Annotated in this window: 15 protein-coding genes and 1 tRNA gene; 11 read left to right on the plus strand and 5 right to left on the minus strand. The window is 56.3% G+C overall.

Going from position 1 to position 15,080, the window contains the following annotated elements:
• Window positions 1-402: 402 nt before the first annotated feature.
• The 4 genes from AC0L7R_RS10300 to pdxH all read right to left on the minus strand — a co-directional run bounded on the left by AC0L7R_RS10300 (window position 403) and on the right by pdxH (window position 2,248).
• Window positions 403-479, minus strand: a tRNA-Pro gene (locus tag AC0L7R_RS10300).
• A gap of 67 nt (window positions 480-546) precedes the next feature.
• The gene (locus AC0L7R_RS10305) at window positions 547-936 is read right to left on the minus strand and encodes a DUF192 domain-containing protein (protein ID WP_473656782.1); all 390 of its coding nucleotides are present in this window, start codon (window positions 934-936) and stop codon (window positions 547-549) included.
• Window positions 937-1,013: 77 nt separating this feature from the next.
• Window positions 1,014-1,529 carry a cold shock domain-containing protein gene (locus AC0L7R_RS10310; protein ID WP_473656783.1) on the minus strand — a complete coding sequence of 172 codons (516 nt, stop codon included), beginning with the start codon at window positions 1,527-1,529 and terminating at the stop codon, window positions 1,014-1,016.
• Window positions 1,530-1,642: 113 nt separating this feature from the next.
• A complete protein-coding gene (pdxH, locus tag AC0L7R_RS10315) occupies window positions 1,643-2,248 on the minus strand; it encodes a pyridoxamine 5'-phosphate oxidase (protein WP_473656785.1) in 606 nt (201 codons plus the stop codon).
• Between the two features lie 139 nt (window positions 2,249-2,387).
• Between pdxH and fabI the strand changes: the two genes are divergently transcribed.
• From fabI to trpE, 5 genes are all read left to right on the plus strand, one after another.
• On the plus strand, window positions 2,388-3,194 hold the full coding sequence (gene fabI / locus AC0L7R_RS10320) for an enoyl-ACP reductase FabI (RefSeq protein WP_473656786.1): 807 nt from the start codon (window positions 2,388-2,390) through the stop codon (window positions 3,192-3,194).
• A gap of 58 nt (window positions 3,195-3,252) precedes the next feature.
• Window positions 3,253-3,771, plus strand: a complete 519-nt coding sequence (gene gpt / locus AC0L7R_RS10325; protein ID WP_473656787.1) for a xanthine phosphoribosyltransferase — start codon at window positions 3,253-3,255, stop codon at window positions 3,769-3,771.
• Window positions 3,772-3,910: 139 nt separating this feature from the next.
• Window positions 3,911-5,086, plus strand: coding sequence for an aminotransferase (locus tag AC0L7R_RS10330; protein WP_473656789.1), 1,176 nt, complete (start codon window positions 3,911-3,913; stop codon window positions 5,084-5,086).
• 60 nt (window positions 5,087-5,146) lie between these two features.
• Entirely contained in the window at window positions 5,147-6,988 is a 1,842-nt protein-coding gene (locus AC0L7R_RS10335) for a SurA N-terminal domain-containing protein (RefSeq protein WP_473656790.1), read from the plus strand.
• Between the two features lie 39 nt (window positions 6,989-7,027).
• A complete protein-coding gene (gene trpE / locus AC0L7R_RS10340; RefSeq protein ID WP_473656791.1) occupies window positions 7,028-8,539 on the plus strand; it encodes an anthranilate synthase component I in 1,512 nt (503 codons plus the stop codon).
• 104 nt (window positions 8,540-8,643) lie between these two features.
• Here the strand turns inward: trpE and AC0L7R_RS10345 are convergent, their stop codons facing one another.
• Entirely contained in the window at window positions 8,644-10,194 is a 1,551-nt protein-coding gene (locus tag AC0L7R_RS10345; protein ID WP_473656792.1) for a divergent polysaccharide deacetylase family protein, read from the minus strand.
• A gap of 138 nt (window positions 10,195-10,332) precedes the next feature.
• Between AC0L7R_RS10345 and AC0L7R_RS10350 the strand changes: the two genes are divergently transcribed.
• Genes AC0L7R_RS10350 through AC0L7R_RS10375 form a run of 6 tightly spaced genes read left to right on the plus strand, consistent with a single transcriptional unit; the run spans window position 10,333 to window position 15,041 of the window.
• On the plus strand, window positions 10,333-10,914 hold the full coding sequence (locus AC0L7R_RS10350; RefSeq protein WP_473656793.1) for an anthranilate synthase component II: 582 nt from the start codon (window positions 10,333-10,335) through the stop codon (window positions 10,912-10,914).
• Window positions 10,911-11,930, plus strand: a complete 1,020-nt coding sequence (gene trpD, locus AC0L7R_RS10355) for an anthranilate phosphoribosyltransferase (protein ID WP_473656794.1) — start codon at window positions 10,911-10,913, stop codon at window positions 11,928-11,930. Before AC0L7R_RS10350 ends, trpD begins: the two co-directional genes overlap by 4 nt.
• Window positions 11,930-12,577 (plus strand): uracil-DNA glycosylase, encoded by a 648-nt coding sequence (locus AC0L7R_RS10360; RefSeq protein WP_473656796.1) that lies wholly within the window; start codon window positions 11,930-11,932, stop codon window positions 12,575-12,577. The genes trpD and AC0L7R_RS10360 overlap by 1 nt, the downstream gene beginning before the upstream one ends.
• Window positions 12,574-13,383, plus strand: a complete 810-nt coding sequence (trpC, locus tag AC0L7R_RS10365) for an indole-3-glycerol phosphate synthase TrpC (RefSeq protein ID WP_473656798.1) — start codon at window positions 12,574-12,576, stop codon at window positions 13,381-13,383. The genes AC0L7R_RS10360 and trpC overlap by 4 nt, the downstream gene beginning before the upstream one ends.
• Complete coding sequence (gene moaC, locus AC0L7R_RS10370) at window positions 13,384-13,860, plus strand: cyclic pyranopterin monophosphate synthase MoaC (protein WP_473656799.1); 477 nt, start codon at window positions 13,384-13,386, stop codon at window positions 13,858-13,860.
• Complete coding sequence (locus tag AC0L7R_RS10375; protein WP_473656800.1) at window positions 13,857-15,041, plus strand: molybdopterin-binding protein; 1,185 nt, start codon at window positions 13,857-13,859, stop codon at window positions 15,039-15,041. Before moaC ends, AC0L7R_RS10375 begins: the two co-directional genes overlap by 4 nt.
• The last annotated feature ends 39 nt before the right edge of the window (window positions 15,042-15,080 follow it).

Here is a 15,080-nt window from a genome sequence, read left to right on the forward strand (position 1 = left end):
CCCAACACCACATATTGTGTGGTCGTTAGCAACTCGCACAATCTGGCGCATCGCCCCCTTGGGGGTCAACGGATTTTTTACCACTATATGTAGATTAAAGCAGTTGACGACTGAGTTTGAAAAAGGGCGGGAAACACTTCCCCGATTCATCCTCAGAGTTCTCCACAGAAGGTTAACCGGACCTGTGGAAAAGACGAACCGAAGAAGTTTAATGAACTGGCTAACTTAGCCCCGAGGGCTCATCTTTTGCTTTAACGCCGCTGTCAGGCGATTCCGTGAGAATCGGTTCGGCACCCCACTCACACAACATTTGGTAGCTGTGCAGATTCGCCACGGCGCAACAAACAAAACAGCCGGCCCGCCATGAAGGCAACCGGCTCGTTTGTCACGATTTTTGTGAAGTGGTCGGGGCAGAGAGATTCGAACTCCCGACCCTCTGTTCCCAAAACAGATGCGCTACCAGGCTGCGCTATGCCCCGACTGAGGCTTGATTTAGAGGGTACGATCGGGATTGAAAACCCCTAAATTCTACAAAATGAAGATTTTTTATTTTGGGCAAGGTAACACGGAATCCGCGCCAAAAGACGGGTGCTGAATCATAGCCCCTTCTGTAATTCCCAACCGTGACGACAAGCCGCCATTGATCTCGAGCACGGCAAGAATCCCTTTACCGCCGTCGATCGTGGTTTCATCGCCGGGAATCGCATTCTCGTGGATATGGGACACCACGCCGGCAGAAGTGATAAACAACATATCCAACGGAATCAGTGTGTTTCGCATCCAGAAAGTCGCATGACCGGGCTGATCATAAACAAAAAGCATGCCCCCAAGCGTTGGCATGCTTTCAACAAACATCAATCCTTGGGCGCGTTCCTGATTATCATCGGCAACATCAACCTTGAAGTTTGCCTGACCAAAATCGCCAACGACCCGCACAACGTCTACAGAACAAGCCGCAGACGCGGCCCCTGCCCCAAAGCACACCAGCAGCAATGCCGCCGCACATCTTTTTATCAACTTACGTTGTCCCACGTTACCACATCAATCGCCATCCGCCCACGTTCACCATTGAACAGACGCACACCAATCGCTTCACCGGCCTGCAAATTGGCCAAACCAGAGCGACGCAGCACATCTATATGGACAAAGACATCTTCAGGGTCGCGGAAAACATTTGCAAACCCAAATCCTTTGGCTTTGTCGAACCATTTCACCCGTGCAGGTTCAATCGCGACTTTCGCGATATCTTCAGGCGATAGTTCTTCCATATCCCGTAGCGGGGGAATCGAATCTACGACGACGGCGATATCAACAACGCTGACGGCTTGCAGGCCACGATCTGTTTCCTGCACTTCGATTTCGATTTCGGCACCATCCGCGACAGAGCCTTGCCCAAAGTTGCGCAGCACATTTGCGTGCAACAGCACGTCCTTGCCGCCGTCTTCGGGCACGATAAAGCCAAAACCCTTGGTAGGGTCGAACCACTTCACATGGCCTTTGATAGTGTGGGTCGGAGTGGTCGATGACATTTGTATTACTCTTCGCGCCGAGCGACATTCGGCCGCTGATTAGATTAGGTATACATTAAACGATCAGAAAACAAACCGCCTGACAAGCGTTTACCGTTCACGCTTCGTGAAATTCATGGGTTCAAGCGCTGTATTTCCCACTGTTGGTCTCGCGCGGGACGTGTCCACTTAAAGCGATCATGCAATCTATAGGCCCCATCCGCCCAAAACTCTATCTCAAGCGGCGTTATCCGATAGCCCCCCCAATGCGGTGGCCGCGCTGGGTTTGTCCCTTTTTGGGCCGTGATTTTTGCAACCTCAGCCATCAATCGACCGCGCGATGCCAGAGGGCGGGATTGCGCAGACGCCCAAGCCCCCAAACGGCTCTGAAGCGATCTGGATGCGTAATATGCATCCGAAATAGCAGCATCTTCGCGTTCAACCAAGCCGCGAACGCGTACTTGGCGGCGTTGCGATTTTGAATGCAGGACAAAGGCTGCTTTGCCCGATGCTTCGATTTCTTGCCCCTTCTGCCCTTCATAATTCGTATAAAAAACAAAAGCGTCGGCGGTGATTTCTTTCAAAAGGACCATCCTGACGTTGGGTAACCCATCCGAATCAACCGTCGCCAAAGCAATTGCATTCGGATCGTTCACTTCGGTTTCAGCAGCATCATCGAGCCAGCGTTGCGCGATCACAAACGGATCGTCCCCCGCGAAAATTCCGTCCCTATCTGCCATACGTCCCGTCCTTCGTATCAGGTCCTATGTAATGAGTTAGGGCGTTCGCGCCCATCTGACAATGTGCTTTAACTTGCTGCGCTCCTCCGCATCGCCTAAACCACAGGAGACATGGCACAAATAAATAAGGGGCAGCCACATGAAGTCTGAATTGATGAAGGGCAAACGCGGCCTGATAATGGGCTTGGCAAACGACAAGTCGATTGCTTGGGGCATTGCGAAGGCCTGCGCCGACGCAGGCGCTGAACTGGCGTTCTCTTATCAAGGTGACGCGCTTCTGAAACGTGTTGGCCCACTTGCTGCACAAACAGGTTCCGACATCGTTCTGCCGTGTGACGTCAATGACGAAGCATCTATAGACGCTCTGTTCGCTGAACTCGAAAAGAAATGGGGCAAGCTGGACTTCGTCGTTCACGCCATCGGCTTTTCTGACAAAGGCGAACTGCGTGGCCGCTATGTGGACACTAGCCGTCAGAACTTCCTGAAATCCATGGACATCTCTGTTTACTCGTTCACCGCCGTTGTGCAGCGCGCGGAAAAGATGATGAACGAAGGCGGGTCCTGCCTGACATTGTCCTACTACGGCGCAGAACGTGTGATGCCGCACTACAATGTCATGGGCCTGTGTAAAGCAGCGCTCGAAGCATCCGTGCGTTATCTGGCTGAGGACCTCGGCAAAGACGGGATTCGCGTAAACGCGATTTCAGCAGGTCCGATCAAGACATTGGCTGCATCCGGCATCGGCGATTTCCGCTACATCCTGAAATGGAACGAATATAACTCACCGTTGCGCCGCACAGTAACAATCGAAGATGTGGGCAAATCCGCACTTTACCTGCTGTCCGATCTCGGCTCCGGCACCACGGGTGAAGTTCTGCACGTTGACGCAGGTTACCACGTTGTCGGTATGAAAGCCGTCGACGCGCCTGATATCACAAAAGAATAAACTGTTTCGGCGGCGCACGCTGCGCCGCCACCCCAAACGACCACCCAAAGGAAGACACATGACCGACCGCCTGCCCCACGAAAAAGGATTCCACATCAGCTGGGACCAAATCCACCGCGATAGCCGAGCACTTGCATGGCGGCTTGACGGCAAAGGGCCAGACGACGGGGCATGGAAAGCAGTTGTGGCTATCACACGCGGCGGCATGGCCCCTGCGATGATTGTCGCACGCGAACTGGATATTCGGACTGTCGATACCATCTCTGTGGTCTCGTATCATTCAGGTGGTGGCGCAGCTGACCAACGTCGCGAAGCAAAGGTGTTGAAATCACCGGACGACGACATGATGGGCGACGGCACCGGTATTCTGATTGTCGATGATCTGGTGGATAGCGGAAAAACGCTTGAACTCGTCCGCACGCTGTACCCCAAAGCGCATTTTGCCACCGTCTACGCCAAACCCGAAGGTGAACCGCAGGTCGACACTTTCATCACAGGTGTCAGCCAAGACACATGGATCTTCTTCCCATGGGATATGGCGCTGCAATACGTAGAACCATATCGCGGCCAGGATTAAGCGTTCGCCCTTTGCAAACCGAGAGTTGCTTGATCGACGGTTGAACGGCCACCAATCTGGCTTTCGTCTGACTTCGGCTCTCGGTTCTTCGGGCAATTTAAAAAAGTAACGCGGCGCAGCCGCACATTTGGATCACACCATGAGCATTTCGCGCACCAACGCCACGTTTTCACCACCCGTGATGGAAGCCCGCCGTTGGCTTGACGGCGTGATCCATCCCGCAGACCGCCCCCTTTTGAACGTAAGTCAAGCGGCCCCCGTCGATCCGCCACCTGCGCCTATGCGCGATGCGATGGCGGATATGATCAGAGACGACGCAGAAACCCACCTTTACGGACCTGTTTTGGGCCTGCCAGACCTCCGTGCCGAAATCGCAACGCGTTGGACGGACGCATATGGTAGCGAAGTCCGGCCAGATCAGGTCGCGATTACCTCTGGCTGTAACCAAGCCTTTGCAGCCACAATTTCCGCAATCTGTACTGAAGGCGACGAGGTCATTATACCTGTCCCGTATTACTTTAACCATCGCATGTGGCTGGACATGGCGGGCGTGAAAACCGTCCCGTTGATGGTTGGTGACGGGATGATCCCGGATGCAGATGCCGCCGACGCACTGATCACCGACAAAACCCGCGCAATTGCGCTGGTCAGCCCGAATAATCCCGCAGGCGTTGAATACCCCGCGGCGACCTTGTCTGCCTTCCGCGATCTCGCGCGCCGCCGTGGCATCAAGCTGATCGTTGACGAAACCTACCGCGATTTTGACAGCCGGACCGGTGCGCCACATGATCTGTTCGTTGATCCGCAGTGGGACGATCCGCTGATCCAACTGTATTCGTTTTCAAAGGCTTACCGCCTGACAGGCCACCGTGTTGGCGCGATGGTGGCGAGTCCCTCCCTGCTCGCCGAGGCTGAAAAATTTCTTGATACAGTCACGATCTGCCCGAACCAGCTGGGCCAACGTGCGGCCCTATGGGGGATGCACAATCTGGACGACTGGCTTGCAGGTGAACGGCTTGAAATCCTCGACCGGCGTGCCGCGATTGAAGAGAACTTCCCGCGAATTGCCGCCAAAGGATGGAAACTGCTCGGTTGTGGCGCCTATTTTGCCTACATGCAGCACCCGTTTGATATGGCGTCTGACGTCCTTGCCCAGAAACTGGTGCAAGACGCTGGCATCCTCACGCTGCCCGGCACGATGTTCATGCCCGATGATGTCGCGGGCGGCGCACAGCAATTGCGGATCGCTTTTGCCAATATCGACCGCGCAGGTATCGCAGTTTTGTTCGATCGGCTCGAAAACCTGACCCTGTGACCTTGCAGACCGGTGGGCTGCGTCTTATTCATCGTCAACCAAGTTTGAGGGACCGATCCAATGGCCAAAAGTAAAGCAAAACAATCCGCCGCATGGGTGATCGTTGTCCTCTTGCTGATAGGCCTTTTAGGCTTTGGCGCGGGCGGTCTGTCCGGCACAATCCGCAGCATCGGCACCGTTGGCGACAAGTCCATTCCAGTGGTTCAGTACCAACGCGCCCTGAACGAACAAATTCGGGCTTTCGAGGCACAAGTTGGCACCCCTGTCAGTTTTGTTCAAGCCCAAGCAATTGGTCTGGATCAACAGGTCCTGAACGGCGTGATTGCGGAACGGACGCTCGACAACGAAGCGGCTAAATTGGGCCTGTCCGTCGGTGACGAACGTGTTCGTGAAGAAGTCCTGCGCGTCCCCGGTTTTCGTGGCCTGGACGGTGGTTTTGATCGCGAAGCCTACCGCAGCAGCCTGCAACGCAATGGCATGACCGAAGCCGAATTCGAAACCAGCATCCGTGAAGAAGCCGCGCGCACATTGTTGCAAGGCGCAATCGTGGACGGTGTTGAGGCACCACAGGCTTATGCTGACACCCTCGCTCGTTACATTGGCGAACAGCGTTCAATCACATGGGCGACCCTGACGGCTGACGATCTGACACAGCCCGTTCCCGGCCCAACAGATGCTGACATTCAGTCGTTTTACGAAGAAAACCCTGATCAGTTTACGGCGCCCGAAACCCGCGCCATCACCTACGCATGGCTGACGCCGGATATGATCCAAGACGACGTGACTGTTGATGCGACTGCCGTGCGCCAGTTGTACGACGACCGGATCGCCCAATATGTGCGTCCAGAACGCCGTCTTGTTGAACGTCTGGTCTATCTTGACCAAACCGAAGCAGACGCCGCCATTGCTGCGATCACTGCAGAAGAAACTACTTTTGAAGACCTCGTTGCGGAACGTGGCTTGGCCCTGACCGATGTCGACATGGGCGACGTCGATGAAAACGATCTGGGTGCCGCAGGCGAAGCAGTATTTGCGACAAACGCTGGCGACATCGTGGGACCCTTTGAAACAGACTTTGGCCCTGCCCTGTTCCGGATGAATGCGGTGTTGGCCGCTGACGAAACAACCTTTGAAGAAGCAGAGCCAGAACTGCGCGCAGAACTGGCCGCATCCCGTGCCCGCCGTGTCATCGACGATTCCCGCGAAGGCATCAACGATCTGCTGGCGGGTGGCGCACGTCTCGAAGATCTCGCAGACCAAACCGACCTGCGCATTGCAACTATCGATTGGTCCACTGAAAATCGCGACGACATCGCAGCATACGATTCGTTCCGGAATGCTGCAGTGACAGTCGCAGAAGGCGACTTCCCCGACCTGTTCGAACTCGAAGACGGCGGTATCTTCACGCTGCGTCTAGACGGGATCACGCCGCCTGCCCTGCGCCCGCTTGCTGACGTCAAAGACGCGGCTGCAGAAGCATGGCAAGTCGCCCGTACCCAACAGGCTGTTGTCGAAGAAGCAGAAGCCGTCGCCGCTGAACTCACAGCCACAGCAGGTTTCGAAACCGTCGCATTGGTTGCTACAACCGAAGAAAACCTGACGCGCCGTAGTTTTGTCGAAGGCACACCACCCGGCTTTATCCAACGTGTGTTCGAAATGGAAACAGGTGAAGTGACAACAATCGACGCAGGCACATTTGTCGCCATCGTCCGGTTGGAAACGCAATCTGTGCCCGCCGCTGACGATGAAACGCTGACCGCTGATCGTGACGTGTTTGCCAATTCGGCATCTGCTGGCATCGCGCAGGACATCTTTGAAGTCTTCAACGCTGAAATCCAGCGTGACACAGATGTTGCGATCAATCCTGCTGCCGTCACGGCTGTTCACACATCATTCCAATAAGGCCTCAGGGCCACCCGTTTAAGACCCGATAGGACGATCATGGCCTTGCTTCCCGACTACACCGACTTTGCATCTGGCTACGAAGCCGGCAAAAATCAGGTCGTCTACACACGGCTCGCCGCCGATTTGGACACGCCTGTGTCGTTGATGCTGAAACTGAATGGCGCGGGCAAAAACGCGTTCATGTTGGAAAGCGTCACAGGCGGCGAAGTCCGTGGCCGTTATTCCATCATTGGCATGAATCCTGATCTGATCTGGGAATGTCGCGGCACATCAAGTCGCCTGAACCGCACCGCTCGTTTTGACGAAGCCGCATTCACTGATTGCGCCGACGATCCTTTGACAGCGCTGCGCGGCATCATTGCCGAAAGCCGAATTGATTTGCCCGCTGATTTGCCCGGTGCTGCGGCTGGCCTGTTTGGCTTCTTGGGCTACGACATGATCCGGCTGATCGAACATCTGCCTGACGTCAATCCCGATCCTATCGGCTTGCCTGATGCCGTTATGATCCGTCCGTCCGTTGTGGCCGTGCTGGATGGTGTGAAGGGCGACGTGATCCTCGTGGCTCCTGCTTGGACAGACACCGGGCTATCCGCCAAAGCCGCCTACGCGCAAGCAGCAGAACGCGTGATGGACGCAACCCGTGCTTTGGAACGGCCTGCGCCGGTTGATAGTCGCGCCTTAGCTAATCCTGATCCTATCGCGCCAGAACAATCCAATTTCAGCCACGACGCCTATCTCGACGCCGTTGAAAAGGCGAAAGAATACATCCGCGCAGGTGACATCTTTCAGGTCGTACCGTCCCAACGCTGGACACAAGATTTCCGCGAACCGCCGTTTTCGTTGTACCGGTCGCTACGCCGCACAAACCCGTCGCCGTACATGTTCTACTTCAACTTCGGCGGCTATCAGGTGATCGGGGCCTCGCCCGAAATCCTCGTGCAAGTGCTTGGCAAACAGGTCACAATCCGCCCGATCGCAGGCACGCGTCCGCGCGGCGCCACGGCCGAGCAGGACAAAGCAAACGAAGCTGATTTGATGGCCGACAAGAAAGAGCTGGCAGAGCATCTGATGCTGCTCGATCTCGGCCGGAACGACACAGGCAAAGTTTCCAAAATCGGCACGGTGCGACCGACCGAGAAATTCACCGTCGAATATTACAGCCATGTGATGCACATCGTGTCGAACGTGGTCGGTGAACTCGCCGATGACCGAGACGCGCTGTCGGCTTTCTTTGCGGGCATGCCTGCTGGCACAGTGTCCGGCGCGCCCAAGGTCCGTGCCATGGAAATCATCGATGAACTCGAACCTGAAAAGCGCGGCGTCTACGGTGGCGGTTGCGGGTATTTCAGCGTCAATGGCGACATGGACATGTGTATCGCGCTGCGCACTGCGGTCCTACAGGACGAAAAGCTTTATATCCAAGCCGGCGGCGGCGTGGTCTACGACAGCGACCCTGAAGCCGAATATATGGAAACCGTCCACAAATCGAACGCGATACGCAAAGCAGCTGCAGACGCGGCGATGTTCACAGGCTCAGGCAACACCTAACCAAAAGGCGCCGCGCAATGTCATGCGCAGCGCCCAATTTCTTTTGGTCCTAAATACCTCCGCCGGAGGCACCCCGCACGATCAACGGGCGAAGACGCTTGCGTCTATTCCTCGTCCAGCAAAACTTGCGAAATCGGCACCATGGCGACTTGGCTTGCACGGTTTGCAGCCCCCCACTGGATCAAAGCAGAAATCGTTTCACCACGGATCTGGCCAAGCAGAACCACACCGCTTTCTTGACGGGCACGGAACGCGGCCTGATCTAGGAAACGACGGATAACACGTGCGTCTTGGCCCTCAGCATCAAGGTTGCGGTAAATGATACCTGTTGGCACGCCTTGTTCTTCAGCCGCGCGCAAGGCTGAATTCAGACCGCGTGACACTGTGACCAAGCCCCTTCCATCTTCCGACAACGCCGAAATCGCCTGCGTGGTGACGTCCTGATCAGCCTGCAATCCAGCCTCGCCTGCATCAAGCACAGCGACCGTTTCAGGCAGCGTCGAAAACGCGGCTTCAAAGAAGATTGCGACGTCCGATGCCGTGGCGGACGCTGGCAATGCCGCCAAAATACCAACTTCGATGCCAGCAGCGCGGTAGGCTTGCATGCGGTCGGTCGCATTTGGAACCGATGGGTTCAGCATCACAGTGACTGGAAAAGACACGCCCGCAACAGCAGACACCGCGCCATCGAAGCTGCCGTCATCCATCAAGACAACGGACACCTCAGGGCGGCCCCCTGTATCAGCGTGATCCGCGGCAAAGCGAACCAAAGCGGGCGTTCCTTCGGGGAATTCTTCTTTAGTGACGGGTTCGTCTTCCGTGACTGCGGCCTCGTCTTCTGCACCACCCGTCAGGCGGTTCACACGTACGCCCGCAGTGCTTGTCGGCAGGCTTGACGCTGTTGAGTCGTCCACGATGGCCACAACGACCGGTTCCTCTTCCACGTTTTCAGTTGCGGGGTCAGTTTCGGCCACGGGACCGTCCGTCGGCACGACGTCATCTGGTGCTTCAGTCCCCGCAATAGCGGCTGTATCGCCTTGATCGGGTGCTTCCAAAGACGCTGGCTGATCAGGAACAGCAATCTCGGCATCATCAACGACGGCCACAGTCGGACTGTCGGAAATCACCGTCGGCGCATCTTCTGCAACGGGTGCAGCATCGGCAATTTCTGGCGCTTCGCCGGGCAATGGAGCCGCAGGGTTCGTGTCCACATCAATCGGTGCTTCGGTTGCAGGCACCAATGGAACGATAGATTGCGGGTTCGGCAACACTGGCGCTTCACCGGCGACAGTCACATCCGCCGATGATGTTTCAGCAGGTGCTGCAATCTGGTCTGTGACATCAATAGTTTCTGGCAATGCAGCAGGCGCAGTTTCAGACAGGTCTGTCAGATCATCACTGTCAGCGTCTGGCGATTCAGTCTCTGGTGCCACAAGCGGTGCAGGTGCGGTGGCTGCAGTCGCAGTCTCTGAATTGCTTTGCGTTTCAGGTGCGACCTGCGTTGCTGCCGTTTCATTTAACGCATCAGGTGCCGCGATCTGCGGTTCAGCAGGCGGATCGTTCCGTGCCGGTTGTTCGCCAACAAGTGACGCACCAGCCGCGGTGATACCACCAAATACAAGACCCCAAAGTCCACCACTTAAAAATCCGCGCACGACGCGTTCTCCCACCTGCCCTAGTCGTCCAACACGCTTCGCCTTGACGGCGCCCCACGTATCAGCCCATTTATATCGGGACTATACCGTCACCTCATGCTTGGACGGTAGCCCCAAATTCCTAGAAAGCCGCCGACAATGCTGCTCTTGATCGATAATTATGACAGTTTCACCTATAATCTGGTGCACTACCTTGGTGAACTTGGCGCGGACGTCGTCGTGAAACGAAACGACGCGATAGACGTCCAAGATGCCATGGCGATGAAACCAGAGGCAATTTTGCTGTCACCCGGGCCCTGTGATCCGGCCCAAGCCGGCATTTGCCTTGCTATGACAGCAGCAGCGGCCGAGACCAAGACGCCGCTTTTAGGCGTTTGCCTTGGACACCAAACGATCGGCGAAGCCTTTGGTGGCAAGGTTGTGCGCTGCCACGATATCGTCCACGGCAAAATGGGTACGATGCACCACACGGGCAAAGGCCTATTCGCGGGTCTCCCAACTCCGTTTGAAGCCACGCGGTATCATTCCCTGATCGTCGAACGAGAAACACTGCCAGATTGCCTAGAAATCACAGCAGAGCTGGAAGACGGCACAATCATGGGCATGCAGCACAAGACGCTGCCGATCCACGGCGTTCAATTTCACCCCGAATCGATTGCGTCTGAACACGGGCATGCAATGCTCAATAACTTTTTGAAAAACATGAAGGTTCCGGCATGAGCGATGCGATGAAGCCCCTGATCTTTGCAGCCAGCGAAGGTCCACTCTCACGCACCCAAGCGGACATGGCGTTCTCATTATTGTTCGATGGTGCAGCAACCGACGCCCAAATCGGCGGATTATTGATGGCGATGCGGGCACGCGGCGAATCCGTGTCAGAATACGCTGCAGCCGCTGCCGTCATGCGCGCGCGGTGCAATGCGGTTCAGGCGCCTGCGAACGCGATCGATATCGTCGGGACTGGCGGCGACGGGATGAAAACGCTGAACATCTCCACGGCGACCGCTTTTGTTGTGGCAGGAACAGGCCTTCCGGTCGCGAAACACGGCAACAAGAACCTGTCGTCCCTATCTGGCGCTGGCGATATCCTGACCGAGATGGGTATCAAAATCATGGTCGGACCAGAGGTTGTCGAGGCCGGTTTGAAAGAAGCCAACATCGGTTTCATGATGGCCCCAATGCACCATCCAGCAGTCAAGCATGTGATGCCAACACGCCAAGAACTTGGATGTAAAACGATCTTTAACATCTTGGGACCGCTCACAAATCCCGCTGGGGTCAAGCGCCAGCTGACCGGTGCATTTGCCCCCGATTTGATCTTCCCGATGGCCGAGACGCTCAAAGAACTCGGGTCAGAGGCCGCATGGCTCGTCCATGGATCGGACGGCACCGACGAAATCACCATCTGCGGCCCAACGGCGGTCGCGGCCTTGACGCCCGACGGTAAAATCTCGTCGCTGGAAATCCACCCAGAGGACGCAGGCCTGCCGGCACATCCATTTAAAGACATTCTTGGTGGAACCCCAGCGGACAATGCTGTGGCATTCCGCGCCTTACTCGACGGTGCCGAAAACGCCTATCGCGATGCGGTTCTGCTGAACGCGGCTGCAGCCTGTGTCGTGGCGGGCACTGCCGATGACCTGAAGCAAGGCGTTGAAATGGCACGTGAAAGCATCGACAGCGGCAAGGCAAAAACGGCTGTCGAATCTTTGGCGCGTGTCACATCAGCCGCGTAATGTTTGACACCAGCCGACTTGGGGCATGGGCGGATTTGCCGTTTTTCTACGATGATCTGCCCAGCATCAGCGAACAACTTGAAGAACAGGCGTTCCTGCCACCCCCGCGACTGACCTTTAAGGCGCTTGAAGACACGCAGCCTGACGCCACTAAGGTCGTGATCATCGGCCAAGATCCCTATCATACGCTTGGCAAAGCGGATGGTTTGGCCTTCTCAATTCCGGTCGGATTTGGCAGTAGACTTGATAGTTTGGGTAATATCTTCAAAGAGATAGAGACTGACCTTCATCAATCACGCACCAAAACTTCGCTTGATGATTGGGCAGCACAGGGTGTTCTGCTTTTAAACACAGCGCTTACCGTCCCCCCCAGTCAGGCAAAAGCGCACGCCAAAATCGGCTGGTCAAAACTTGTCATTCAGGTCTTACAGCACCTGACCGACAAACCCCGCGCCTTCGTTCTTTGGGGTGGTCCAGCAAAGAGCTACGCCAAACACATCACGGGCCCACACCTGATCCACAGCTCGGCGCATCCGTCACCTTTGTCGGTGCATCGTGGCTTTTTCGGCTCGCGGCCATTTTCAACAGTGAACCAGTGGCTTATTGAACAAGGGAACACACCGATAAACTGGGCGGACCCGCAATGACCGAAACGATCCTCGACAAGATCAAAGCCTACAAACTCGAGCACGTCGCGGCCTGCAAAGCAGCGGTGCCACTTGCGGACATCGAAGCAAAAGCCCGCGACGCGAGCCCGACACGCGGTTTCGCCGACAAGCTGGCGCAGGCAACCCGCGAAGGATACGGCCTGATTGCAGAGGTCAAAAAGGCCAGCCCGTCCAAAGGATTGATCCGCGCCGATTTTCACCCTGCAGAGCTTGCCAAAGCCTACGAAGACGGCGGTGCAACCTGTCTGTCTGTTTTGACCGACGGCCCGTCCTTCCAAGGGGCCGATGAATACCTTGTCGCGGCACGCGCGGCGACAAACCTGCCCGCTTTGCGTAAAGATTTCATGTACGACACCTATCAGGTGGCCGAAGCGCGCGCATTGAACGCCGATTGCATCCTGATCATCATGGCCAGCGTATCCGACAGCCAAGCGCAAGAACTCGAAGATGCAGCTTTTGGTTGGGGCATGGACGTGTTGATCGAAGTGCATGACCAAGACGAACTCGAACGCGCGACTGCGTTGAAATCGCCGCTGATGGGCATCAACAATCGCAACCTGAAGACATTCGACACCACGCTCGATACCACACGGACCCTGTCCAAATTAGTCCCCGCCGACCGTCAGATTGTTGCGGAAAGCGGCCTGACTGGCCCTGACGATCTGGCTGACTTGGCCCGTTACGGGGCGCGGACATTCCTGATCGGCGAAAGTCTAATGCGGCAGGAAGATGTGACAGCAGCCACGCGCACTCTGCTTGCTAACCCCTTGATGTCAGGACGCTAAATGTCGGAACTCAGCCACTTTGACGCCGATGGACAAGCGCACATGGTCGATGTGTCGGATAAACCCGTCACCGACCGGATCGCAACGGCGCAAAGTTGGATCAAGATGACGCCACAAACCCTTGAACTCATTAAACAAGGGACCGCAAAGAAGGGTGACGTTCTCGGCATCGCGCGGCTCGCTGGCATTATGGCGGCCAAGAAAACATCCGACCTGATCCCGCTGTGCCATCCGCTACCAATCACTAAAGTAACCGTCGATCTGACACCCGACGACACATTCCCCGGTGTGCAGATCACAGCGACGGTCAAAACCTCCGGCCAAACCGGTGTCGAAATGGAAGCGCTCACCGCCGCCTCCACCGCCGCGCTTACCGTCTACGACATGGTCAAAGCGGTGCAGAAAGACATGGAAATCGGCGGCGTCCGCGTGACACTCAAAGACGGCGGCAAATCGGGGCGGTTCGAAGCGGAATGATCACCGTCGCCGAAGCCCAAGATCTTTGCCTTGCCCCGCTGGCCACGCTGGGCGCTGAGACGGTCCCACTGGCCGAGGCCGCTGGTCTCACCTTGATCTGCACCGCGAAATCCACGCGCCCGCAGCCCCCTTTTGCAGCCTCCGCAATGGATGGCTATGCCGTTGCCGCTGACGCCGTCGCGCCGAATGCCACTTTTCGTGTCATCGGCGAAGCTGCGGCTGGGCATGCTTGGGATGGGATCGTGCAAGCGGGTGAAGCTTTGCGTATTTTCACAGGCGCCCCCATGCCCAACGGCACAAGCCGCGTTGTGATCCAAGAAGACGTCAGTCGTAACGGCGATATCATCACGTTGAACGACGCCCTTGATACGTCGGATTATGTGCGCCCGATCGGAGCCGATTTCCCTAACGCATTTGAACTCACGGCACCGCGCCGCCTGACGGCATCTGACGTTGCCCTGCTGGCGGCGATGAATGTTGCCACGGTTAATGTCGCGCGCCGCCCCCATGTCGCGCTGATCGCTACTGGCGACGAATTGGTCATGCCCGGTGGTGATCCGCGTCCTGACCAGATCATCGCGTCCAATATCTTTGGCCTCAAAGCACTGATCGAGGCAAACGGCGGCATCGCAGATATCCTGCCAATCGCCGCTGATACCAAAGATGCGCTGCACAATACATTCACCAGCGCGATCTCGGCTGATTTGATCGTGACGATTGGTGGCGCGTCTGTCGGCGACCACGATTTGGTCGGCGAAGTGGCGCAGGATTTCGGCCTAGATCGTGCGTTCTACAAAATCGCCATGCGTCCCGGTAAACCGTTGATGTCAGGTACGATGCGCGACAAGCCTTTCCTTGGGCTACCGGGTAATCCTGTATCGGCAATGGTTTGCGGCCACTTGTTTTTATTGCCGATGTTGCGGCGGATGGCCGGACTGACGGATGTATTGCCGCAGGTTGTGACTTCCACCCTCGCCGCCGACCTGACCCGCAACGGCCCCCGCGAACACTACATGCGCGCACGGATCACCGAAACCGAAGATGGACGCATGATCACCGCCCATTCCCGTCAAGATAGCGCGCTTCTGACTGTCCTGTCAGACGCCAACGCATTGCTCATCCGGCCGATCAATCAACCTGCTCTGCAGGCTGGAACATCCGTGAAGGCAATACAACTTTAACGTTGCAAGTTGACACAAAACAAGAACATCGATAGAACA

The sequence above is a fragment of the Yoonia sp. D2-7 genome (assembly GCF_055809435.1).

Excerpts from the sequence above, each read along its gene's own strand:
- trpE (WP_473656791.1), top strand. The coding sequence starts at position 7,028 with ATGGCCTTGCTTCCCGACTACACCGACTTTGCATCTGGCTACGAAGCC.
- AC0L7R_RS10310 (WP_473656783.1), bottom strand. The coding sequence starts at position 1,529 with ATGTCATCGACCACTCCGACCCACACTATCAAAGGCCATGTGAAGTGG.
- pdxH (WP_473656785.1), bottom strand. The coding sequence starts at position 2,248 with ATGGCAGATAGGGACGGAATTTTCGCGGGGGACGATCCGTTTGTGATC.
- trpD (WP_473656794.1), top strand. The coding sequence starts at position 10,911 with ATGAGCGATGCGATGAAGCCCCTGATCTTTGCAGCCAGCGAAGGTCCA.
- AC0L7R_RS10335 (WP_473656790.1), top strand. The coding sequence starts at position 5,147 with ATGGCCAAAAGTAAAGCAAAACAATCCGCCGCATGGGTGATCGTTGTC.
- AC0L7R_RS10375 (WP_473656800.1), top strand. The coding sequence starts at position 13,857 with ATGATCACCGTCGCCGAAGCCCAAGATCTTTGCCTTGCCCCGCTGGCC.
- moaC (WP_473656799.1), top strand. The coding sequence starts at position 13,384 with ATGTCGGAACTCAGCCACTTTGACGCCGATGGACAAGCGCACATGGTC.
- AC0L7R_RS10350 (WP_473656793.1), top strand. The coding sequence starts at position 10,333 with ATGCTGCTCTTGATCGATAATTATGACAGTTTCACCTATAATCTGGTG.
- fabI (WP_473656786.1), top strand. The coding sequence starts at position 2,388 with ATGAAGTCTGAATTGATGAAGGGCAAACGCGGCCTGATAATGGGCTTG.
- trpC (WP_473656798.1), top strand. The coding sequence starts at position 12,574 with ATGACCGAAACGATCCTCGACAAGATCAAAGCCTACAAACTCGAGCAC.
- AC0L7R_RS10330 (WP_473656789.1), top strand. The coding sequence starts at position 3,911 with ATGAGCATTTCGCGCACCAACGCCACGTTTTCACCACCCGTGATGGAA.
- gpt (WP_473656787.1), top strand. The coding sequence starts at position 3,253 with ATGACCGACCGCCTGCCCCACGAAAAAGGATTCCACATCAGCTGGGAC.
- AC0L7R_RS10360 (WP_473656796.1), top strand. The coding sequence starts at position 11,930 with ATGTTTGACACCAGCCGACTTGGGGCATGGGCGGATTTGCCGTTTTTC.